The sequence below is a fragment of the Aquirufa sp. HETE-40SA genome, from assembly GCF_054558635.1.
Genome location: NZ_JBPXKN010000003.1, coordinates 12,047 through 29,606, shown reverse-complemented (window position 1 = coordinate 29,606; position 17,560 = coordinate 12,047). Strand labels below are relative to the sequence as shown.

Below are 17,560 nucleotides of genomic sequence, written 5' to 3'. Positions count from 1 at the left end.
CCATTTACTCCGCTACTTAAATTAATTAGGACTGCAAAAGTACAGAATGTCAATTAATTATACAAGCCCTAAAATTTAGTTTTTTCGAGAGCGCGTTGTTTTTCAGCTAAATAGCTCGCCTGCGTAGCTTGGAAAAGGACAGGATTCAGTGCTTGAAGTTTTCCCATCGCCTCGTCTGCATAGCTAATTTCCCCCATTTTGAGCGCCTGCATGGCGTAAATTGGATAAAAAGGAGGGTTTTGTTCGTTCCATTGCAAAGCGGCTAGCGCCGCCTCGTAGCCCTTTTTAGTGGGAACCAATGGAAGCGCTTGCTGTAAAACAGCTAGTTGAAAGGGGTATTTTTCTAAAAACGAATCAGCATTCGTTCGCGAAATAGGAGGTGTCTTGACTGGAAAGGCCGTGGCATATTTCCAAAAAGCTAAAACTCCCATCATTCCCGATCCCTGCGTCGTGTCCGCTGCGATCGATAGATTTAATTGATTCAAGGCAACTAAAGGCTTCGCATGGTAAAATACTTGCCAAGACTTTAACAGTTCTAATTCTGGAAAGATCGCTGATAGCGTTTTTTGCCACCCAGCCAGATCATACATGGGGGCCTTCTGCTTCCAAAAAAGTAGACCATTATATAAGTAGGCCAAATCACGCAAATCTGCTTTGGGAATAAAGTTAGCATTCATCGGTGCCGTAGGAATTCCGGAAGCCAGTAAATTAGCTTGGATGGCTAAGTCTTCCGAAGGGTTGAATTCCGGATTTTGCTTCAAGTAAATCTTATCAGCGTAAATTTTATTGGCTAGATAGAGCGGATTCTTTGGATCTAAGCTAAAGGCTTTATTGTAAAAATAGGCAGCGGAATCAGGCGAGGCTAATCTTTCGTATTGCAAGGCCATTTGAGTGGCGATGCGTGGATCTGACGCATCGCCTTTCTGTAAAGTAAATAGTGCATCGAAGGGATGGTTTTCTGCGGCAAAAACATTGGCTAATGCCACAGAGAGGGCAGGGTCTTTATTAATGCTTTGGCTAGTAGCTACATAATAGGCAAAAGTCTCCATGTCTCCAGCTTGCTGGGCGAGGGCGGCAAGGCTTAAGTTGCTTTTAGCATTCAAGCGGCTGTGCAAGGTGGCATTCTTATAGTGAATCTCTGCCATGGTCCGGTCTTCTAACAAGGAGGCGACATCCCCTGCATAATTTTCTTTCGCCGCCATTCCCAGATGGTATGCGCCGGAATTGAAGGCGAATACTGCCCCCAGGCTTAAAATAAGGACTCCTATTTGAATCAAGTGTAGCGGAAGTATCGCCGCTTTGTGAATGACTTTATGGATGGGTAAGTTTTTAGAAAGAAGTGGTCCAAAATTGCGGATAATGAATAAGGGGAAAAGTAGACCCATTAGCACCTGGTTGATCAAATTCCAGTTTTCGATCGCCTGAATACCTGGCGTGTTTGCGTGCCACAAGAGTGGAATCAGGGAGGAAAGTCCTAATAAGTTAATTCCTAGTAGGGTTTTGTTGTCCTTGTTTTGGTAAACATAAATTCCAAGAGCTAGGAGCACCCATATAAATGCCGGTATGGCGGTTCTAATACCGAGGTCGAATCGTTGATTGCCAAAAGTCAAAAGCAAATTGATTCCCCAAACGAAACCCAAGATCGTCCGATTCTTCTTCGAAATCACTCGGTCACGCCCTTGCGCCAAGCCCATCAAAAAGGAAGGAATGGCCGCCGCGCTCAAGACGGATAAGCCTGCCAAGGCCAATAAACTCAAGCTAAATAGTTGGCTAGAAATAATTTGTGACAAGGCAGGAAACGAAGCGTCAGACAAGGAGAAAGCCACAATTCCGAGCCACAAAGTAGCGCCTAATACGGCCTGCCAGGCTGGCAAAAACGAAAACAACACCATAAAAACTCCAATAATGGCTAAAATGAATCCGATGATTTCTGGCGTCGCGTCTAGCGATGTAGCTTGAATTTGGAAGTTTTGGCGGATAAAATAAACATTGGTGTGTAGGTTTTGGCCGGCTTGGTTGTCTACTACTTTTTCAAAAGGTATCATTTCAGAGACCTCGACCCAATTAAACAGCGCAGTTCCTCCCCATATCCAAAGGCCCAAAACTGTAATTAACAGCAAAGAGCAGGCATAAAAAATGCTTTTCGAAAAAGAGGGCAGAGTCAAGCGCATATTTTGGTCCAAAAATTGAATTCCTAAATTTCACACAAACTATGATTCATTCAAAGAAATTGGCGGATTTTGGCAAAAAATAGTTGAAAAATACTAATTTGAGTTTTGGTAAATTCGAATTAAGAGGCTAATTTTGCAGTCCGAATGTTATACATATTCGGAAACAACATAAAATCTTAGTTTTAGCTAACAAATTAAAATTCAAATGGCAAACGCAGTTAATAAAGGAAAAGTTGCGCAAGTAATTGGACCCGTTGTCGATGTGAGCTTCGAAGGTGAAGGATCACATTTACCAGCGATCTTGAATGCTCTTTCAGTAACGAAATCGAATGGTCAAACGCTTGTTCTTGAGGTGCAACAGCACTTAGGAGAAGATCGCGTGAGAACGATTGCGATGGAAGGAACGGAAGGTCTTCAACGTGGACAAGAGGTAATCGATAAAGGTACGCCGATGACGATGCCTACAGGTGAGGGTATTAAAGGTCGTTTGTTTAACGTAGTAGGGGATGCCATCGATGGTATCGTTCAACCTAAGTCTGACAAAGGATTGCCGATTCACCGTGCTGCGCCTAAATTTGATGAATTAGCGACAACAACTGAGGTTTTATTCACAGGAATTAAGGTTATTGACTTATTAGCACCTTACGTAAAGGGTGGTAAAATTGGTTTATTCGGTGGTGCCGGTGTAGGTAAAACCGTATTGATCATGGAGTTGATTAATAATATTGCCAAAGCATACGAAGGTCTTTCAGTATTCGCAGGTGTAGGTGAGCGTACTCGTGAGGGTAACGACTTATTACGTGAGATGATCGAGTCAGGCGTTATCAAGTATGGTGAGGAATTTAAGCACGCGATGGAAGCGGGTGAGTGGGATCTATCTAAAGTAGACCAAACAGAACTAGCGAAATCTCAAGCAACTTTAGTGTTCGGTCAAATGAACGAGCCTCCTGGAGCACGTGCACGTGTAGCTTTATCAGGATTAACTGTGGCGGAACACTTCCGTGATGGCGATGGCGAAGGTCAAGGTCGTGATATCCTATTCTTTATCGATAACATCTTCCGTTTTACACAAGCGGGTTCTGAGGTATCTGCCCTGTTAGGTCGTATGCCATCTGCGGTAGGTTACCAACCCACCTTAGCAACGGAAATGGGTGCGATGCAAGAGCGTATCACTTCGACGAAGCGTGGTTCAATTACATCGGTACAAGCGGTTTATGTACCTGCCGATGACTTAACGGATCCAGCTCCGGCAACAACGTTTGCCCACTTAGATGCAACTACGGTATTATCTCGTAAGATTGCAGAATTAGGTATCTATCCAGCGGTGGATCCTTTGGATTCATCTTCACGCATCTTATCTGCAGAAGTATTAGGAGATGCGCACTACAATACAGCTCAGCGTGTTAAGGAAATCTTACAGCGTTACAAAGAATTACAAGATATCATCGCGATCTTAGGTCTAGATGAATTATCTGAAGAAGATAAATTAGTCGTTTCTCGCGCTCGTCGTGTACAACGTTTCTTGTCACAACCTTTCTTCGTGGCAGAACAATTTACAGGCTTAAAAGGCGTTCTTGTAGATATCAACGATACGATCAAAGGTTTCAATGCGATCATCGATGGTGGATACGATCACCTTCCAGAAGCTGCTTTCAACTTAGTAGGTACGATTGAGGATGCAGTGGTAAAAGGAGAGAAATTATTAGCTGAGGCTGCTAAATAAAGAAAATTATGTTTGTAGAAATTATTACACCGGATCGTAAAGTTTTCTCTGCAGAAGCATCTGTAGTGACTTTACCTGGCGTTAATGGTTCCTTCCAAATTTTAAATGACCACGCAGCCATCGTTTCTACTTTAGCTAAAGGAGAATTAACGGCTGATAAAGAGGTCTTCCAAATCGAAGGAGGAGTTGTTGAAGTTTTGAATAATCGAGTACTTGTTTTAGCCGAAGGCGTTAACTAACATTCTCATGAAAAAACTTGCCATTTTATTATTTGCAACGGTCTTATTTAGCTCCTGCTCAGAAAAGGCCTTTTTAACCGGGTCTATTTTAGCAACCGTGAAGGAAAGTAACATTCCGTTGCAAAAGATTCAGTTCTATAATGATAATGGTTTGATTTTAGAAAGAGAGATGAGTTCGTCTGATGCGAATGTGAAGGCGGGTGCATTGGTATTCAAAAACGGCAAGTCCATTAACCGGGTTAGCTTAGAAAAGCAGACGCCAGGTGCTTTATTGAAACAGGATGGGGATAAACTATATGTTTCTTTCGATAATCCAGCTAAAGAATCAAACAGCTTGATTTTTGCACCTGTATTAGGGGAACGCGGAGAATATTTTTATCAGCTAGTAGACGAAACGGGTAATTCTTCTATTTCACGTTTGAACTTTGAAGGGAATAAATACCTGGTGTACAACCAGAAATATGAAGGCTTGACTAAGTCGGTAACCAAAACGCCACGCGTTCGCTTGATGATCATGAAGTCATCTTTAAGTGGATTAAAAGTAAATTCAAAAAGAATGAAAGGTAATCGAGTTCAATAATCGGTTGCTTATAATGGATTAAGGAAATAGGATGCTTGCATCCTATTTTTTTTTAGTTCATTTTTGTCCAAAGGTATGATTAGCATACCATGTTTGTATACGGTGTACATCTAAAAATAGTAGCTTACACTATTCGCATACACTATCGCAGGATTCCTATGAAAGCAGAAGAGACGATTGATTTTCACATAAAGACCGGTTGGTACGCTATTAGCCGAATGTATAACACCTATTCCGCTCAGTTTGATATGACGATGGCTATAGGGTATGTTCTTCTTCATATTCACAAAGATGGCACTCCCGCCACTAAGATTGCACCAGCATTAGGCTTAGAGGCTAGATCGTTAACTCGGATGTTGAAGACGTTGGAAGAAAAGAAGTGGATTGAAAGATCTGCAAATTATGAGGATAAGCGTGTGGTTAAGATTTTTTTAACGGAAATTGGAAAGAAAAAACGAGATCAAGCTAGAAAGGGAGTCATTGCTTTCAATAAATTGATTTATGATCGAGTTCCTCCAGAAAAACTACAGGTATTTTTTGAAGTGATGTCCTCTGTAAATCAGGTTTTAGAAGTGGATGCGGGGGAAATTTTAAAAACAATTTAGAAAAAAAATGTATTTCGGGATACATTTATTGAAGTAGATCCTTATTTTTGCCTGATAATTAAACTTAAAACTGCGTTATGAAAAAACTACTCTTGGTATTCGCAATGATGCCTTTCTTATTTACTTCTTGTGTAGGAAAGAAGAAACTAGCGGATATGGAATCACAATTAACTCAATTGCAAGCTTCAAGTAGCTCTGCTTTATCGAAAGCGAAGGCAGATTTATCAGATTGTCAATCTTTGACAGCTAGCCTACAAGGTGAATTGAAAAAAAGAGATACTGATTTAGAAGCAAAAAATGGTCAATTGAAAGCTTTGCAAGAGCAATTAGACTATTTCAAGAAGACAAATACAAATCTATTAGATCGTTTATCTGATCTTTCAGTAATCAATAAATCGGGTGCTGAAAGTATCCGTAAGTCTTTGGATGCCTTGAACGAGCAAGGGAAATACATCAAAGATTTGAACTCATCTATCCAGCGTAAGGATTCATTAAATTTATCTTTAGTGATGAACTTGAAGCGTTCATTAGCTGATGTAAATGATGAGGACGTAACGGTTGAGGTGAAGAAGGGGGTTGTCTATATCTCTATCTCTGATAACTTGATGTTTGCATCAGGAAGTGCAGTGGTTAACGCTAAAGCGGTTGCTGTATTAGCGAAAGTAGCGAAGGTGTTAAATGACCACAAGGAACTTGATGTATTAGTAGAAGGACATACTGACTCAGTGCCTATCTCAACTGATTGTATCCAAGATAACTGGGATTTATCAGCTAAGCGTGCTACTTCAGTAGTTCGTGTATTGCAAACGAAGTTTAATGTAGATCCAGAGCGTTTAACAGCAGGTGGACGTGGTGAATTTGAGCCAGCTACAGCTAATAAAACAGCTAAAGGACGCAAGGAAAATCGCCGTACGGAGATTATCGTTACTCCTAAGTTAGATCAATTCTTCAGCCTAATGGCGCCACAAGCTCAATAAGCTGATCTTAAAATAAAAAAAGGGCCTCGATGTAAATCGAGGCCCTTTTTTTTATGGTTTAAATTAAGCTAACTGTCCACGGACCAAATCTAGTTTTCTTCTAGAAACTGGTAAAGACTGATTCAAGATTGTCTTGACAGTCTTTGTTTCATGTAAGTCGTGACCTATTATATTTATCTTGTTCACTAGATAGGACTTGTGGATGCGAAGGAAGGTGCCTAGGCGTAATTGGGATTCAAACTTTTTAAGTGTCTTAGCCATTAAGATACTTTGGCCATTCTTCAAAAATATGGTAGTATAATTCCCTTTACCTTCGATGCTCACGATGTCTTCTACTGGGCATTGGTCAATTCCAGGGATTTTTAATGTTTTTCTCATGTCGGGTTTGATTCTCGAACAAACCTACTCTATTTGCAATAATGTTTGCCATAAGATTTATTTAGCGGTATCGGTATTTATTTAGCGGTAAGAATACCTGGAGCTATGGGGCATAAAAAAAGAGGTCTTTTGCAAGACCTCTTATCCATGTAGCGGGGGCCAGACTCGAACTGACGACCTTTGGGTTATGAGCCCAACGAGCTACCAACTGCTCCACCCCGCGATATAATTGGGAGTGCAAAGATGCACGTTTCTTTGGGAAAAAACAAGTATCTTTGTAGAAATTATTCTTGCCTATCCTTTTTGAGGCAGTATTTACTTACATTTTATGACCCCCGAACACAAAGCAGGCTTTATTAGTATTATTGGAAAACCCAATGTGGGCAAGAGTACGTTGATGAATGCATTAGTGGGGGAAAGGCTTTCGATTGTGAGCTCGAAAGCGCAGACGACGCGTCACCGGATTTTGGGGATGCTAAATGGAGAGCATAAGGGTACAGAATACCAGATTGTCTATTCAGACACACCTGGGGTTTTATTACCTAAATACGAATTACATAAATCCATGATGTCTTTCGTTAAAAGCTCCATAGAGGATGCGGATGTAGTGTTGTATGTGACGGATGTGTTTGATGAATTTGAAGATTTGGACTTTTTGACCAATTGGAAAGATTTCACAGAGACACCTATTCTTGTTTTATTAAACAAGATCGATTTAGTGACCATAGAGAAATTAGAGGAGAAAGTCGCGTATTGGCAGGGGATTTTCCCTGGCCGTCCGATTATCCCTATTTCGGCTTTAGAATCGGTTCATTTGGACCAAATCTTTAGTCACCTCATGGAGCATTTGCCAGTTCATCCGCCCTTTTTTGATAAGGACGAACTGACAGATAAACCAGAAAAATTCTTTGCCTCCGAAATCGTTCGGGAGAAGATTTTCATGAACTACAAAAAAGAGATTCCTTATTCGTGCGAGGTAGTAGTAACTTCTTTTAAAGAAGAGCCTACCATTTTACGTATTGCCACGGAAATTTATGTCGAAAGAGTTTCGCAACGTGCGATTATCATTGGACATAAAGGGGAAAATATCAAGAAAGTGGGTATGCAGGCGAGAGAGGATTTAGAGAAGTTTTTTGGTAAAAAAGTATTTTTAGAGCAGTTTGTCAAAGTGGAGCCAGATTGGCGTGCAAAGACCGACAAGCTGCGTTCATTCGGGTATTCACTCGATTAATTTAACATAGAATGTCAAATATTATTGCAATTGTGGGGCGTCCCAATGTAGGGAAATCTACTTTGTTCAATCGCTTGATCGAACAGAAGAAAGCTATCATGGACAATATGTCCGGGGTGACGCGCGACCGCCATTATGGTTACGGTCAATGGACAGGACGTTTCTTTACCGTGATTGACACGGGAGGTTACGTGCATGGTTCAGAAGATAAATTTGAAGGAGCAATACGGGAACAAGTAGAATTAGCGATTGAAGAATCGGCGGTTTTATTGTTCGTGGTAGATTGCTCTACGGGTTTAACAGATTTAGATAAGGATTTTGCGAACGTTTTACGTCGTTCAAAGAAGCCGGTGATTTTGATCGCAAATAAAGCTGATACACACGAAAAGGCTTATGCTGCTGCTGAATTTTATGAATTAGGTTTAGGCGATCCTTTTGCGATTGCTGCCGAAAGCGGAAGTGGTACGGGTGACATGCTCGATGCGATGGTTTCTCATTTCAAAGATGAAGGAATCGAAAATCCAGAATTAGGCATTCCACGCGTGGCGATCTTAGGTCGTCCAAACGTAGGGAAATCCTCTTTCTTGAATGCTATCTTAGGCAAAGATCGTTCGATTGTAACGGATGAAGCGGGAACCACGCGGGATGCGATTCAAAATCATTACACTCTTTACGGAAAAGATTTCATCATTACTGATACGGCCGGTATTCGCCGCAAAGCGCGTATCGACGATAACATTGAGTACTATTCGGTCTTGCGTTCGATGAAGGCTTTAGAAGAATGCGATGTAGCAATTATTATCATCGATGCGACCACTATCGATCCGTTAACGGGATTAGAGGCACAGGATATGAACATTGTCAGCATGGCGGACAAAGCGAAGAAAGGGATTGTTTTAATGATTAATAAGTGGGATTTAGTGGCGAAAGACACCAATACTGCGGTTCAATTAGAGAAGGCAATTAAGGAGCGTATGGCGCCATTGAATTATATGCCTGTGATCTTTACTTCGGTCATGGAGAAGAAGCGTATCTTCCAAGCTTTGGAGTTAATGCTAAAGGTCTATGAAAACCGTACACAGAAGATTTCTACATCGAAATTAAACGATGTGATGCTGGAGGTGATTGCGAGTTATCCGCCACCAGCCTGGAAAGGAAAATACATCAAGATTAAATACTGTACGCAGGTTTCGACCCCGTATCCGACCTTCATTTTCTTCTGCAACTTACCGCAGTACATTAAGGAAAGTTACGAGCGTTACCTAGAGAATCAGATGCGTAAAGCCTTTAATTTAGAAGGTACGCCTATTTCTTTATTCTTTAGAAAGAAATAGTTGCTGTATTTGGGAGAGGCTGATGAAACCGATTTGGCCTCTTCCACCTACACCATAAATCCGATCTCCCAACTGACATATGTTGTGGTAGGGACTATTGCCTAAGCTAATCCAACGCTTCGTTTTAGGGTCAAAAGCCGAGTTCTCCGCCGGCCCGGATAAAATCCAATACGGCGCTGCCCATAGAATTTTTTCGACATAATACCACGGTGCACCAGCGACTGGAGACCAAGTCGCACCCCCATCCATGCTTTCTAAAACAGGAACTGGCCCCTCTTTAATTCGTGCATAATTACCTCCGGCAATCCATAGATTCTTCGCATCACGAACGCCTAGACTGAAAAATCCAGTTCCTTCGCCGCCTGGAATTTCTGCGAAAATGTTTTCCCATTGTAGCGCATCCTTACTGCGCAATACCCGTGCTTTTTCACCTCCTCCGGTCACAATGTAATAACCCTTTTTTGTCTTCTGTAAACTTGATCCACTCGCTGCAAAAGCGGCTTCCCCTTTTTGTAAAGGGGGATGGTTCGTTGGGGTCAATACTTCGTAGTTGCGTCCTTTATCGCGGATGCGAATCAAGCCATAGAATGGGCCCGCAGGGTCGGATAAAACCAATCCATGTTTGCCCTCCCAAATAATAGCATCAAAGAAATAGCCTTTTTCCTTGATTTGGAAGGCTAATTCCCAGCTTTTTCCTCCATTCTCTGTGCGGAAAATTTTGGCTGCCCCATCCTCTGCCGGGCCAGCGCTCATCAATAAGACCGTATTTTCGTCGAGTATCGCTAAATCTCGGAAGTCCAAAGAATCTGCCCCTGCAACCTTCGAAACCGTAAAGTGTTCGCCTCTATCACTTGAGTGAATGACGGTACCGCGCGTTCCGCCTATCCAGATGTGGGAACCAAGGGATCGAATGGCTCGAAACGAGGCTTTGGTATCTAGTGAGAGGGAATTCCATTGGCTGAAGCTTTGGAAAGCGCCTAAAAATAGGAGGGCGAAGAGTAGGATGTGTTTTCTCATAGGTATATCGGGATGCAAATTACGGATTTTGGCAAATAATGATTATTTTTGAACCTTACAGCTCAAATTTATTCGTCGAGACGGAATTATACATGGAAGAATTAAAACCCAAATCTCTTAATTTCTTAGAAGAAATCGTTCAAGAAGGTATCGCGTCTGGGAAGTACCCACAAGGTATTTTGACACGTTTCCCACCTGAGCCGAATGGTTACTTGCACATCGGTCACGCGAAGAGTATTTGCTTGAATTTTGGGTTAGCGCAGCGTTTCGGTGGAGGGACGAATTTGCGTTTTGATGATACAAATCCGGTGACGGAGGAGACAGAATATGTGGAGTCGATTAAGAAGGATGTTTCGTGGTTAGGATTTACTTGGGCAAACGAATTATATACCTCAGACTATTTTGAAGATTTATACCAATTCGCGGAGAAATTAATCACGCTTTCCTTCGCTTACGTAGATGATTCATCAGCGGCAGAAATTGCGGCTCAAAAAGGTACTCCTACCACTCCTGGACAGAATAGTCCCTTCAGGAACCGAAGTGTGGAGGAGAATTTGGCTTTATTCCGTGATATGAAGGCTGGTAAATACGAAGACGGGGACAAAGTTTTGCGGGCAAAAATTGATATGGCTCATCCAAACATGCACATGCGTGACCCGCTGATGTACCGCATTCGCCACGTGAAACACCACCGATCAGGCGATAAATGGTGTATCTACCCGATGTACGATTTTGCCCACGGTCAAAGTGATTCCATCGAAGAAATCACCCACTCGATTTGTACACTTGAATTCGATGTTCACCGTCCACTATACGATTGGTTCTTAGATAAATTGGGGATTTTCCCTTCCCATCAATATGAATTCGCCCGTTTGAACTTGTCCCACACGGTGATGAGCAAGCGTAAATTATTACAATTAGTGAATGAAAAAGTAGTCAGTGGCTGGGACGATCCCCGCATGCCTACGATTTCAGGTTTACGCAGACGTGGATTTACTCCGGCTTCGATTCGCAACTTCTGCGAGCGTATCGGGGTAGCGAAGCGCGATAATTTGATCGACTTAAGTTTGTTAGAGTTCTGTATTCGCGAAGATTTGAACAAGTCCGCGGACCGCGTAATGGCAGTATTGGATCCGATTAAATTAGTAATCACAAACTATCCAGCGGATAAAACGGAGGATTTGCAAATTGAAAATAATCCTGAAGCAGAGGTAATTACGAAGCGTTCGGTTCCATTCTCTCACGAATTATACATCGAGCGCGATGACTTCATGATCGATCCACCGAAGAAATTCTTCCGCTTAGGTGTAGGATTGCAGGTGCGCTTGAAAGGTGCCTATATAGTCACTTGTACCGATTTCAAGACGGATTCAGCGGGTAATGTGACGGAGGTGCATGCGGAATACATTCCTGAAAGTAAGTCAGGTCAAGATACGAGTGGTATTTCTGTGAAAGGAACGATTCACTGGGTATCGGTGGCTCAAGCCGTTGAGGCAGAGGTTCGTAACTTTGATCGCTTATTGATCGTGGAAGATGCGTCTGAATTAGGTGATGATTTCTTGAAATTTATTAATCCAGAATCACTTCAAATTGTACCTAAAGTCTATGTGGAGCCAGGATTGAAATCAGCTGCCTTAGGCCAGTCTCTTCAGTTTATCCGCAAAGGATATTACAGCTTAGATCCAGATTCTGCCTCGGATAAACTTGTGTTTAACCGTACGGTTACGTTGAAAGATACCTGGGCGAAAGAAAAAGTTAAATAATTATTTCTTCGCGAAAAGCGAATCCACGAACGTGGTCTTGTTGAATACTTGGAGATCAGAGATTTTTTCTCCCACTCCAATGTATTTGACCGGAATCTTGAATTGATCTGAAATACCAATTACCACACCCCCTTTTGCGGTGCCGTCTAACTTGGTAATCGCTAGAGAGGTAATCTCTGTAACTTTCGTAAACTCTTGGGCTTGGATGAAGGCGTTTTGGCCTGTTGAGCCGTCCAATACTAACATCACCTCGTGTGGCGCTTCTGGGATGAATTTTTGAATCACGCGCTTGATTTTACCTAACTCGGTCATCAAGTTGACTTTCGTATGTAAACGTCCTGCTGTATCGATAATCACGATGTCTGCATTCATCTCCACGGCTTGTTTTACCGCATCAAAAGCCACCGCAGCTGGATCCGTGTTCATTCCGTGATCAATTACCGGAATACCTACGCGCTCTCCCCATAGCTTCAATTGATCTACGGCCGCCGCACGGAAAGTATCCGCCGCACCTAACACGACCTTTAAGCCATTTTGATGAAATTGAGAAGCTAATTTACCGATGGTTGTGGTTTTGCCTACGCCATTAACACCTACCACCATGATGACGTAGGGCTTTTGTTTCGGTTCTGCGAAGGCATTTTCTAAAGAAGAAGATTGGTTTTCCTCTAAAAGGGCCGCCACTTCTTCGCGTAATACCTTGTCTAATTCTTCTGTCGATACGTATTTGTCGCGTTCTACACGGTGCTCGATGCGCTCAATGATCTTCAAAGTGGTGGCGACTCCTACGTCAGAGGTTAATAAAATCTCCTCTAATTCATCTAGTATTTCTTCGTCTACTTTCGATTTTCCCACTACCGCACGACCGATTTTAGAGAATAATCCGGAGGATGTTTTCTCTAAACCTTGCTCTAACGCTTGAATCTCTTCTTGCTGTTGCGGTTCTGGTTTCTTTTTTAAAAAATCGAATAATCCCATGGGAGTGTTTAAATACGATACGAAGGTAGTGAAAATAAAAAAAGTCCCTTCAAGAAGGGACTTCAATTTTTTTTAGATAGGTAAACGGGTATTGAAAAATTAGTTTTTCAATGCAGCGTTAACTTCATCTTGAAGGATGATTTCTTCTTTGAAGGTGTAAGCTCCTGTGGTAGGATTCTTAACCGCCTTAATGATCTTAGCGTACTTAACGCCGCCTTCTTTCTTCAGAGTTGCAACTACTTTCTTAGCCATGGGTCAACCTATTTAATTTCTTTATGTAAAGTAACTTTTTTCAAAACAGGGTTGTATTTTCTTAACTCAATACGTGCTGTTGTGTTTTTACGATTTTTCGTAGTGATGTAGCGAGACATACCTGGTAAACCAGTTTCTTTGTGCTCAGTGCATTCTAAGATTACTTGAATGCGATTTCCTTTCTTTGCCATAATAGATAAATCTTTTATCCGCCTCTGCTCGAAACGGAATGCAAAGGTAGAAGAATTTCTTTTTTTCCCAAAGCCTTTGCTAAAAATAGATAGAAAAATTTATTTTTACCCGTTAGTTTTCCCATTTTTGTTTAATGAATCCCATCCAGTACCAATTTCTTCCAGAAAATTTTGAGAACTCGGACCCGAACAAATTTCGAGTAGAGGATTTGAAATCGGAGGAGATGATCATCTCACTGGGACCGCAACACCCTTCGACCCACGGGGTACTTCGTTTAGAGGTTATCTCGGATGGAGAATGGATCAAGGAAGTCGTTCCGCACCTGGGGTATTTACACCGTTGTTTCGAGAAGCACGCAGAAGCATTGCCTTTTAATCAAATCATCCCTTACGTGGATCGTTTGGACTATATGGCGGCGATGAACTCGGAGCACGCCTATGTGATGGCAGTAGAAAAGATGCTGGATTTGACGGGCAAATTGCCCAAACGCATCGAGTACATTCGCGTCCTCGTAGCCGAATTGAATCGTATTGCATCGCATTGCGTCGCAATCGGGACTTATGGTCTGGATATTGGTGCTTACACTCCGTTTTTATGGTTAATGCGCGATCGCGAAGATATTCAGCGAATGCTGGAGTGGCTTTCTGGAGCTCGAATGTTGTATAATTATGTGTGGGTGGGAGGATTGTTCTATGATTTGCCTTTGGGATTTGAAGAGAAGGTGCAGCAATTAATTCCGGTGATCAAAAACACGATTAAAGAAGTAAAACAATTAGTAGAAGATAATAGTATATTCATTAAGAGGACTGCGAATGTGGGGGTTTTACCCCTGAATGCGGCAATTAATTATGGATGTACCGGTCCGGTGTTGCGGGGTTCTGGCTTGCCTTTTGACCTGCGCCGCATCGATGCCTATTCGGTGTATCCGGAATTAGAATTTGACATTCCGGTAGGAGAGGGTGCGATGGGTGCGGTAGGGGATTGCTGGGATCGCAACCATGTACGTCTACGCGAATGTGAGGAGTCTTTGCGGATTATTGAACAATGTATCGTGGCTTTATTGGGGGATGAGAAAAGGACGAGGGAGTTTGATCCTCAGGCTTTGGTCCCTAAAAAAATCCGTCCGAAAGCCATGGATGCTTATGTGAGGGCCGAAAATCCGAAAGGGGAACTCGGTTTTTATGTACGCACGGATGGCCGCTCGGATATTCCAGAACGCTTGAAAGTGCGCGCTTGCTCTTTCCACCACCTTTCCGTGTTGCCTTATTTGGCCAAAGGAACGTATTTAGCAGATTTAGTAGCCATCATTGGATCCTTGGATTTAGTGATGGGCGAAGTAGATAGATAAGATGAACAAAGCATTTTTAGCATCCCTCGAGGAGGAAATTAGTCGTTTAGATATAGGCCAAAACCCTAGCGAGCTCTACGACCCCATCCATTATTTAATGAGCTTAGGGGGCAAACGTATTCGCCCTGTACTCTGTTTATTATCCTATTCCCTCTTTAAATCGGATTGGGAAAAACAAGTTCCTGCGGCATTATCGGTCGAAATTTTCCACAATTTCACCTTGATGCACGACGACATTATGGACAAAGCGCCTCTTCGTCGTGGCAAGCAAACGGTCCACGAAAAATGGAATGACAATATCGCCATTTTATCCGGCGACGTGATGCTGGTAAACGCCTACCAATACTTAAATAAGGTCAAAGGATTAAGTTTAGCAGAATTCCAACACTTACTAGGTCGCCTTTCCCGCATCGCTGCGGAGGTCTGCGAGGGCCAACAATTCGATATGAATTTTGAAAGACGTGATGATGTAACGGTGGAAGAATACATTGAAATGATTCGTTTGAAAACGTCAGTTTTGATCGGATTCTCGATGGAGATGGGTGGTTTGCTCGCTTCAGCGCCTGCTGAGGTTTCGGATTCCTTATACCGCATTGGAGAAACCATCGGTCTCGGATTTCAATTGAAGGATGATTTATTAGACGTGTATGGGGATCCGGAGAAATTTGGGAAGCAGCCGGGCGGAGATATTTTAGCGAATAAAAAAACCTATTTACTGATAAAAGCATTCGAAAAAGCAACGGGTTCCACGCTCGCTTCGCTGGAAAAATGGGTGGCTGCCATCGACTACGATGCAGCAGAAAAAGTACAAGCGGTTACAGCAATCTATGATTCCTTGGGTCTAAAAGCGGAAACGGAAGCGGTCATCGCCTCTTATTTCGATGCGGCCTTTATGGAAATTCAATCTCTGGCCATTTCCGAAGAGCAAAAATCAGCCTTGGTAAAGTTTATGAGCGGGTTGGTTGATCGGGAAGTTTAACGTAGTTTTGTTCTTATATGGTCTCGATTGTACTTATCGCTGTGACGATTATTATTTCCCTGGTGGCTTGGCAAAAGCCAGACTTGATGGGGAAAATGCTCATGAACCCGTACCGGATTCAACACAGAAACGAATATTGGCGTTTTGTTAGCTCGGGATTTATCCACGCGGATTTCACGCACCTGTTTTTTAATCTGTTTTCTTTCTTCTTTTTTGGGGTTCAATTAGAACAGATTTTCAATCAACTATTTCCGTCGATTGCGTCGGAATTGTACATCTTGTTTTATGTTTTGGCGATCGTGGTGGCAGATTTGCCCACTTTTTTCAAGCAGAAAAATAACCCAAATTATAACTCTTTAGGGGCATCAGGAGCAGTTTCAGCCGTGATTTTTGCAGGGATTTTATTCTTCCCTACGGAAAAAATTTACTTGTTTGGCTTCTTCGGAATCCCAGGATTTATCTATGCTGGTTTGTTTACTTGGTATTCGGTGGAAATGGATAAACGCAGTCGTGATTTCGTGAATCACAGCGCCCACTTATACGGTGCCTTGTTCGGAATCGTAGCGATGACTCTGTTGTATCCCCAAGTGTGGGTCAGTTTTGTGGAACAAATAACGGCCATGCTTCGATGAAAAGAATTGCGATTTTAGGTAGCACGGGTTCCATTGGGACGCAGGCCTTGGAGGTGATTGCGGAGCATTCGTCTGAGTTTGCAGTCGAAGTTTTAACCGCCCAAAATCAAGCTGATCTTCTCATTACACAAGCCTTAGCCTGGAATCCGGCTCATGTGGTGATCGGGAATGAGGCGAAATATGCGGAGGTTAAAGCGGCATTAGCTGGAACTGGAATTCAGGTTCATTCAGGTGCGAAAGCCCTGGAAGAAGTCGTTACCCTCGATTCTGTCGACATCGTGTTGACCGCTTTAGTAGGTTATGCTGGTTTATTACCTACGGTGAAAGCCATCAAAGCAGGAAAGCCAATTGCCCTAGCAAATAAAGAAACCTTAGTGGTGGCGGGAGCCTTAATTATGCCGCTGGCAAGGGAGATGGGTGTGCCTATTTTACCAGTTGATTCCGAGCATTCAGCGATTTTTCAATGCTTAATGGGCGAGTCCCATAACCCCATCGAGAAAGTGATTTTAACGGCTTCGGGTGGACCTTTTAGAGGATTTAGCCGGGAGCAATTAGCCCAAGTAACTAGGGCACAAGCATTAAAACACCCGAACTGGTCGATGGGCGCGAAGATTACGATCGACTCGGCTAGTTTGATGAATAAGGGATTAGAGGTGATTGAAGCGGCTTGGTTATTTGATGTAAAGCCTTCCGAAATCGAGGTGGTAGTTCATCCCCAATCCATTGTGCACTCCTTAGTGCAATTCGAGGATGGATCGATCAAGGCGCAGTTAGGTTTGCCAGATATGAAATTGCCGATTCAGTTTGCCTTAGGGTATCCGAATCGAATGAAGGCGAGTTTCCCTCGTTTTGATTTTAGACTGTATCCGTCCTTGACTTTTGAGCAAGCAGATACACAGACTTTCCGTAATTTAGGGCTTGCTTTTCAGGCCTTGGAAAAAGGAGGAAATCAGGCGTGTTTATTGAATGCGGCGAATGAGGTGGCGGTAGCGGCCTTTTTGGAAGATCAAATTGGATTTTTAGCGATGTCTGATTTGAACGAATATTGTATGAATCAGGGAACTTTTATCGTGAATCCGACATTAGAGGACTATATTGAAAGTGATAAATTAAGTAGAGAATTAGCTCAGGAATGGGTGAATAAAAATAGAAAATAGCGAA

Annotated in this window: 18 protein-coding genes and 1 tRNA gene; 12 read left to right on the top strand and 7 right to left on the bottom strand. The window is 42.6% G+C overall.

The window, feature by feature from the left end; genetic code table 11:
- Positions 1-68: 68 nt before the first annotated feature.
- On the bottom strand, positions 69-2,045 hold the full coding sequence (locus tag ACRZ9O_RS08045; protein ID WP_459458076.1) for a tetratricopeptide repeat protein: 1,977 nt from the start codon (positions 2,043-2,045) through the stop codon (positions 69-71).
- 331 nt (positions 2,046-2,376) lie between these two features.
- Between ACRZ9O_RS08045 and atpD the strand changes: the two genes are divergently transcribed.
- The 5 genes from atpD to ACRZ9O_RS08020 all read left to right on the top strand — a co-directional run bounded on the left by atpD (position 2,377) and on the right by ACRZ9O_RS08020 (position 6,295).
- The gene (gene atpD, locus ACRZ9O_RS08040; protein ID WP_459458074.1) at positions 2,377-3,894 is read left to right on the top strand and encodes a F0F1 ATP synthase subunit beta; all 1,518 of its coding nucleotides are present in this window, start codon (positions 2,377-2,379) and stop codon (positions 3,892-3,894) included.
- Positions 3,895-3,902: 8 nt separating this feature from the next.
- Positions 3,903-4,133, top strand: a complete 231-nt coding sequence (locus ACRZ9O_RS08035) for a F0F1 ATP synthase subunit epsilon (RefSeq protein ID WP_130895339.1) — start codon at positions 3,903-3,905, stop codon at positions 4,131-4,133.
- A 7-nt stretch (positions 4,134-4,140) separates the two neighbouring features.
- The gene (locus ACRZ9O_RS08030; RefSeq protein WP_459458072.1) at positions 4,141-4,713 is read left to right on the top strand and encodes a hypothetical protein; all 573 of its coding nucleotides are present in this window, start codon (positions 4,141-4,143) and stop codon (positions 4,711-4,713) included.
- Positions 4,714-4,871: 158 nt separating this feature from the next.
- Entirely contained in the window at positions 4,872-5,318 is a 447-nt protein-coding gene (locus ACRZ9O_RS08025) for a MarR family winged helix-turn-helix transcriptional regulator (protein WP_395618407.1), read from the top strand.
- A 77-nt stretch (positions 5,319-5,395) separates the two neighbouring features.
- Positions 5,396-6,295, top strand: coding sequence for an OmpA family protein (locus tag ACRZ9O_RS08020; protein WP_459458070.1), 900 nt, complete (start codon positions 5,396-5,398; stop codon positions 6,293-6,295).
- Positions 6,296-6,358: 63 nt separating this feature from the next.
- On the opposite strand, the gene ACRZ9O_RS08015 is transcribed toward ACRZ9O_RS08020, so the two are convergent.
- Entirely contained in the window at positions 6,359-6,673 is a 315-nt protein-coding gene (locus ACRZ9O_RS08015) for a LytR/AlgR family response regulator transcription factor (protein WP_459458068.1), read from the bottom strand.
- A 150-nt stretch (positions 6,674-6,823) separates the two neighbouring features.
- Positions 6,824-6,896: transfer RNA gene (locus ACRZ9O_RS08010), tRNA-Met, on the bottom strand.
- A gap of 105 nt (positions 6,897-7,001) precedes the next feature.
- On the opposite strand from ACRZ9O_RS08010, the gene era reads away from it, so the two are divergent.
- On the top strand, positions 7,002-7,904 hold the full coding sequence (era, locus tag ACRZ9O_RS08005; RefSeq protein ID WP_459458066.1) for a GTPase Era: 903 nt from the start codon (positions 7,002-7,004) through the stop codon (positions 7,902-7,904).
- An 11-nt stretch (positions 7,905-7,915) separates the two neighbouring features.
- Entirely contained in the window at positions 7,916-9,238 is a 1,323-nt protein-coding gene (gene der, locus ACRZ9O_RS08000; protein ID WP_459458064.1) for a ribosome biogenesis GTPase Der, read from the top strand.
- On the opposite strand, the gene ACRZ9O_RS07995 is transcribed toward der, so the two are convergent.
- Positions 9,218-10,255 carry a WD40/YVTN/BNR-like repeat-containing protein gene (locus ACRZ9O_RS07995; RefSeq protein ID WP_459458062.1) on the bottom strand — a complete coding sequence of 346 codons (1,038 nt, stop codon included), beginning with the start codon at positions 10,253-10,255 and terminating at the stop codon, positions 9,218-9,220. The genes der and ACRZ9O_RS07995 overlap by 21 nt on opposite strands.
- Before the next feature lie 92 nt (positions 10,256-10,347).
- On the opposite strand from ACRZ9O_RS07995, the gene ACRZ9O_RS07990 reads away from it, so the two are divergent.
- Positions 10,348-12,018 (top strand): glutamine--tRNA ligase/YqeY domain fusion protein, encoded by a 1,671-nt coding sequence (locus ACRZ9O_RS07990; protein WP_459458861.1) that lies wholly within the window; start codon positions 10,348-10,350, stop codon positions 12,016-12,018.
- Here ACRZ9O_RS07990 and ftsY read toward each other — a convergent pair whose 3' ends face one another.
- The 3 genes from ftsY to rpmG form a co-directional block, all read right to left on the bottom strand.
- On the bottom strand, positions 12,019-12,996 hold the full coding sequence (gene ftsY, locus ACRZ9O_RS07985; RefSeq protein ID WP_459458060.1) for a signal recognition particle-docking protein FtsY: 978 nt from the start codon (positions 12,994-12,996) through the stop codon (positions 12,019-12,021). It abuts the gene before it with no gap.
- A gap of 99 nt (positions 12,997-13,095) precedes the next feature.
- On the bottom strand, positions 13,096-13,248 hold the full coding sequence (locus tag ACRZ9O_RS07980) for a DUF4295 domain-containing protein (RefSeq protein ID WP_109324168.1): 153 nt from the start codon (positions 13,246-13,248) through the stop codon (positions 13,096-13,098).
- Between the two features lie 8 nt (positions 13,249-13,256).
- Positions 13,257-13,439 (bottom strand): 50S ribosomal protein L33, encoded by a 183-nt coding sequence (gene rpmG, locus ACRZ9O_RS07975; protein WP_130895329.1) that lies wholly within the window; start codon positions 13,437-13,439, stop codon positions 13,257-13,259.
- Positions 13,440-13,573: 134 nt separating this feature from the next.
- On the opposite strand from rpmG, the gene ACRZ9O_RS07970 reads away from it, so the two are divergent.
- Genes ACRZ9O_RS07970 through ACRZ9O_RS07955 form a run of 4 tightly spaced genes read left to right on the top strand, consistent with a single transcriptional unit; the run spans position 13,574 to position 17,556 of the window.
- Positions 13,574-14,788 (top strand): NADH-quinone oxidoreductase subunit D, encoded by a 1,215-nt coding sequence (locus ACRZ9O_RS07970; protein ID WP_459458057.1) that lies wholly within the window; start codon positions 13,574-13,576, stop codon positions 14,786-14,788.
- Between the two features lies 1 nt (position 14,789).
- Positions 14,790-15,767 (top strand): polyprenyl synthetase family protein, encoded by a 978-nt coding sequence (locus ACRZ9O_RS07965; RefSeq protein ID WP_459458055.1) that lies wholly within the window; start codon positions 14,790-14,792, stop codon positions 15,765-15,767.
- Positions 15,768-15,784: 17 nt separating this feature from the next.
- Positions 15,785-16,399, top strand: a complete 615-nt coding sequence (locus tag ACRZ9O_RS07960; protein WP_459458053.1) for a rhomboid family intramembrane serine protease — start codon at positions 15,785-15,787, stop codon at positions 16,397-16,399.
- Positions 16,396-17,556: a 1-deoxy-D-xylulose-5-phosphate reductoisomerase gene (locus ACRZ9O_RS07955; RefSeq protein WP_459458051.1), complete on the top strand. Its 1,161-nt coding sequence runs from the start codon at positions 16,396-16,398 to the stop codon at positions 17,554-17,556. The genes ACRZ9O_RS07960 and ACRZ9O_RS07955 overlap by 4 nt, the downstream gene beginning before the upstream one ends.
- The last annotated feature ends 4 nt before the right edge of the window (positions 17,557-17,560 follow it).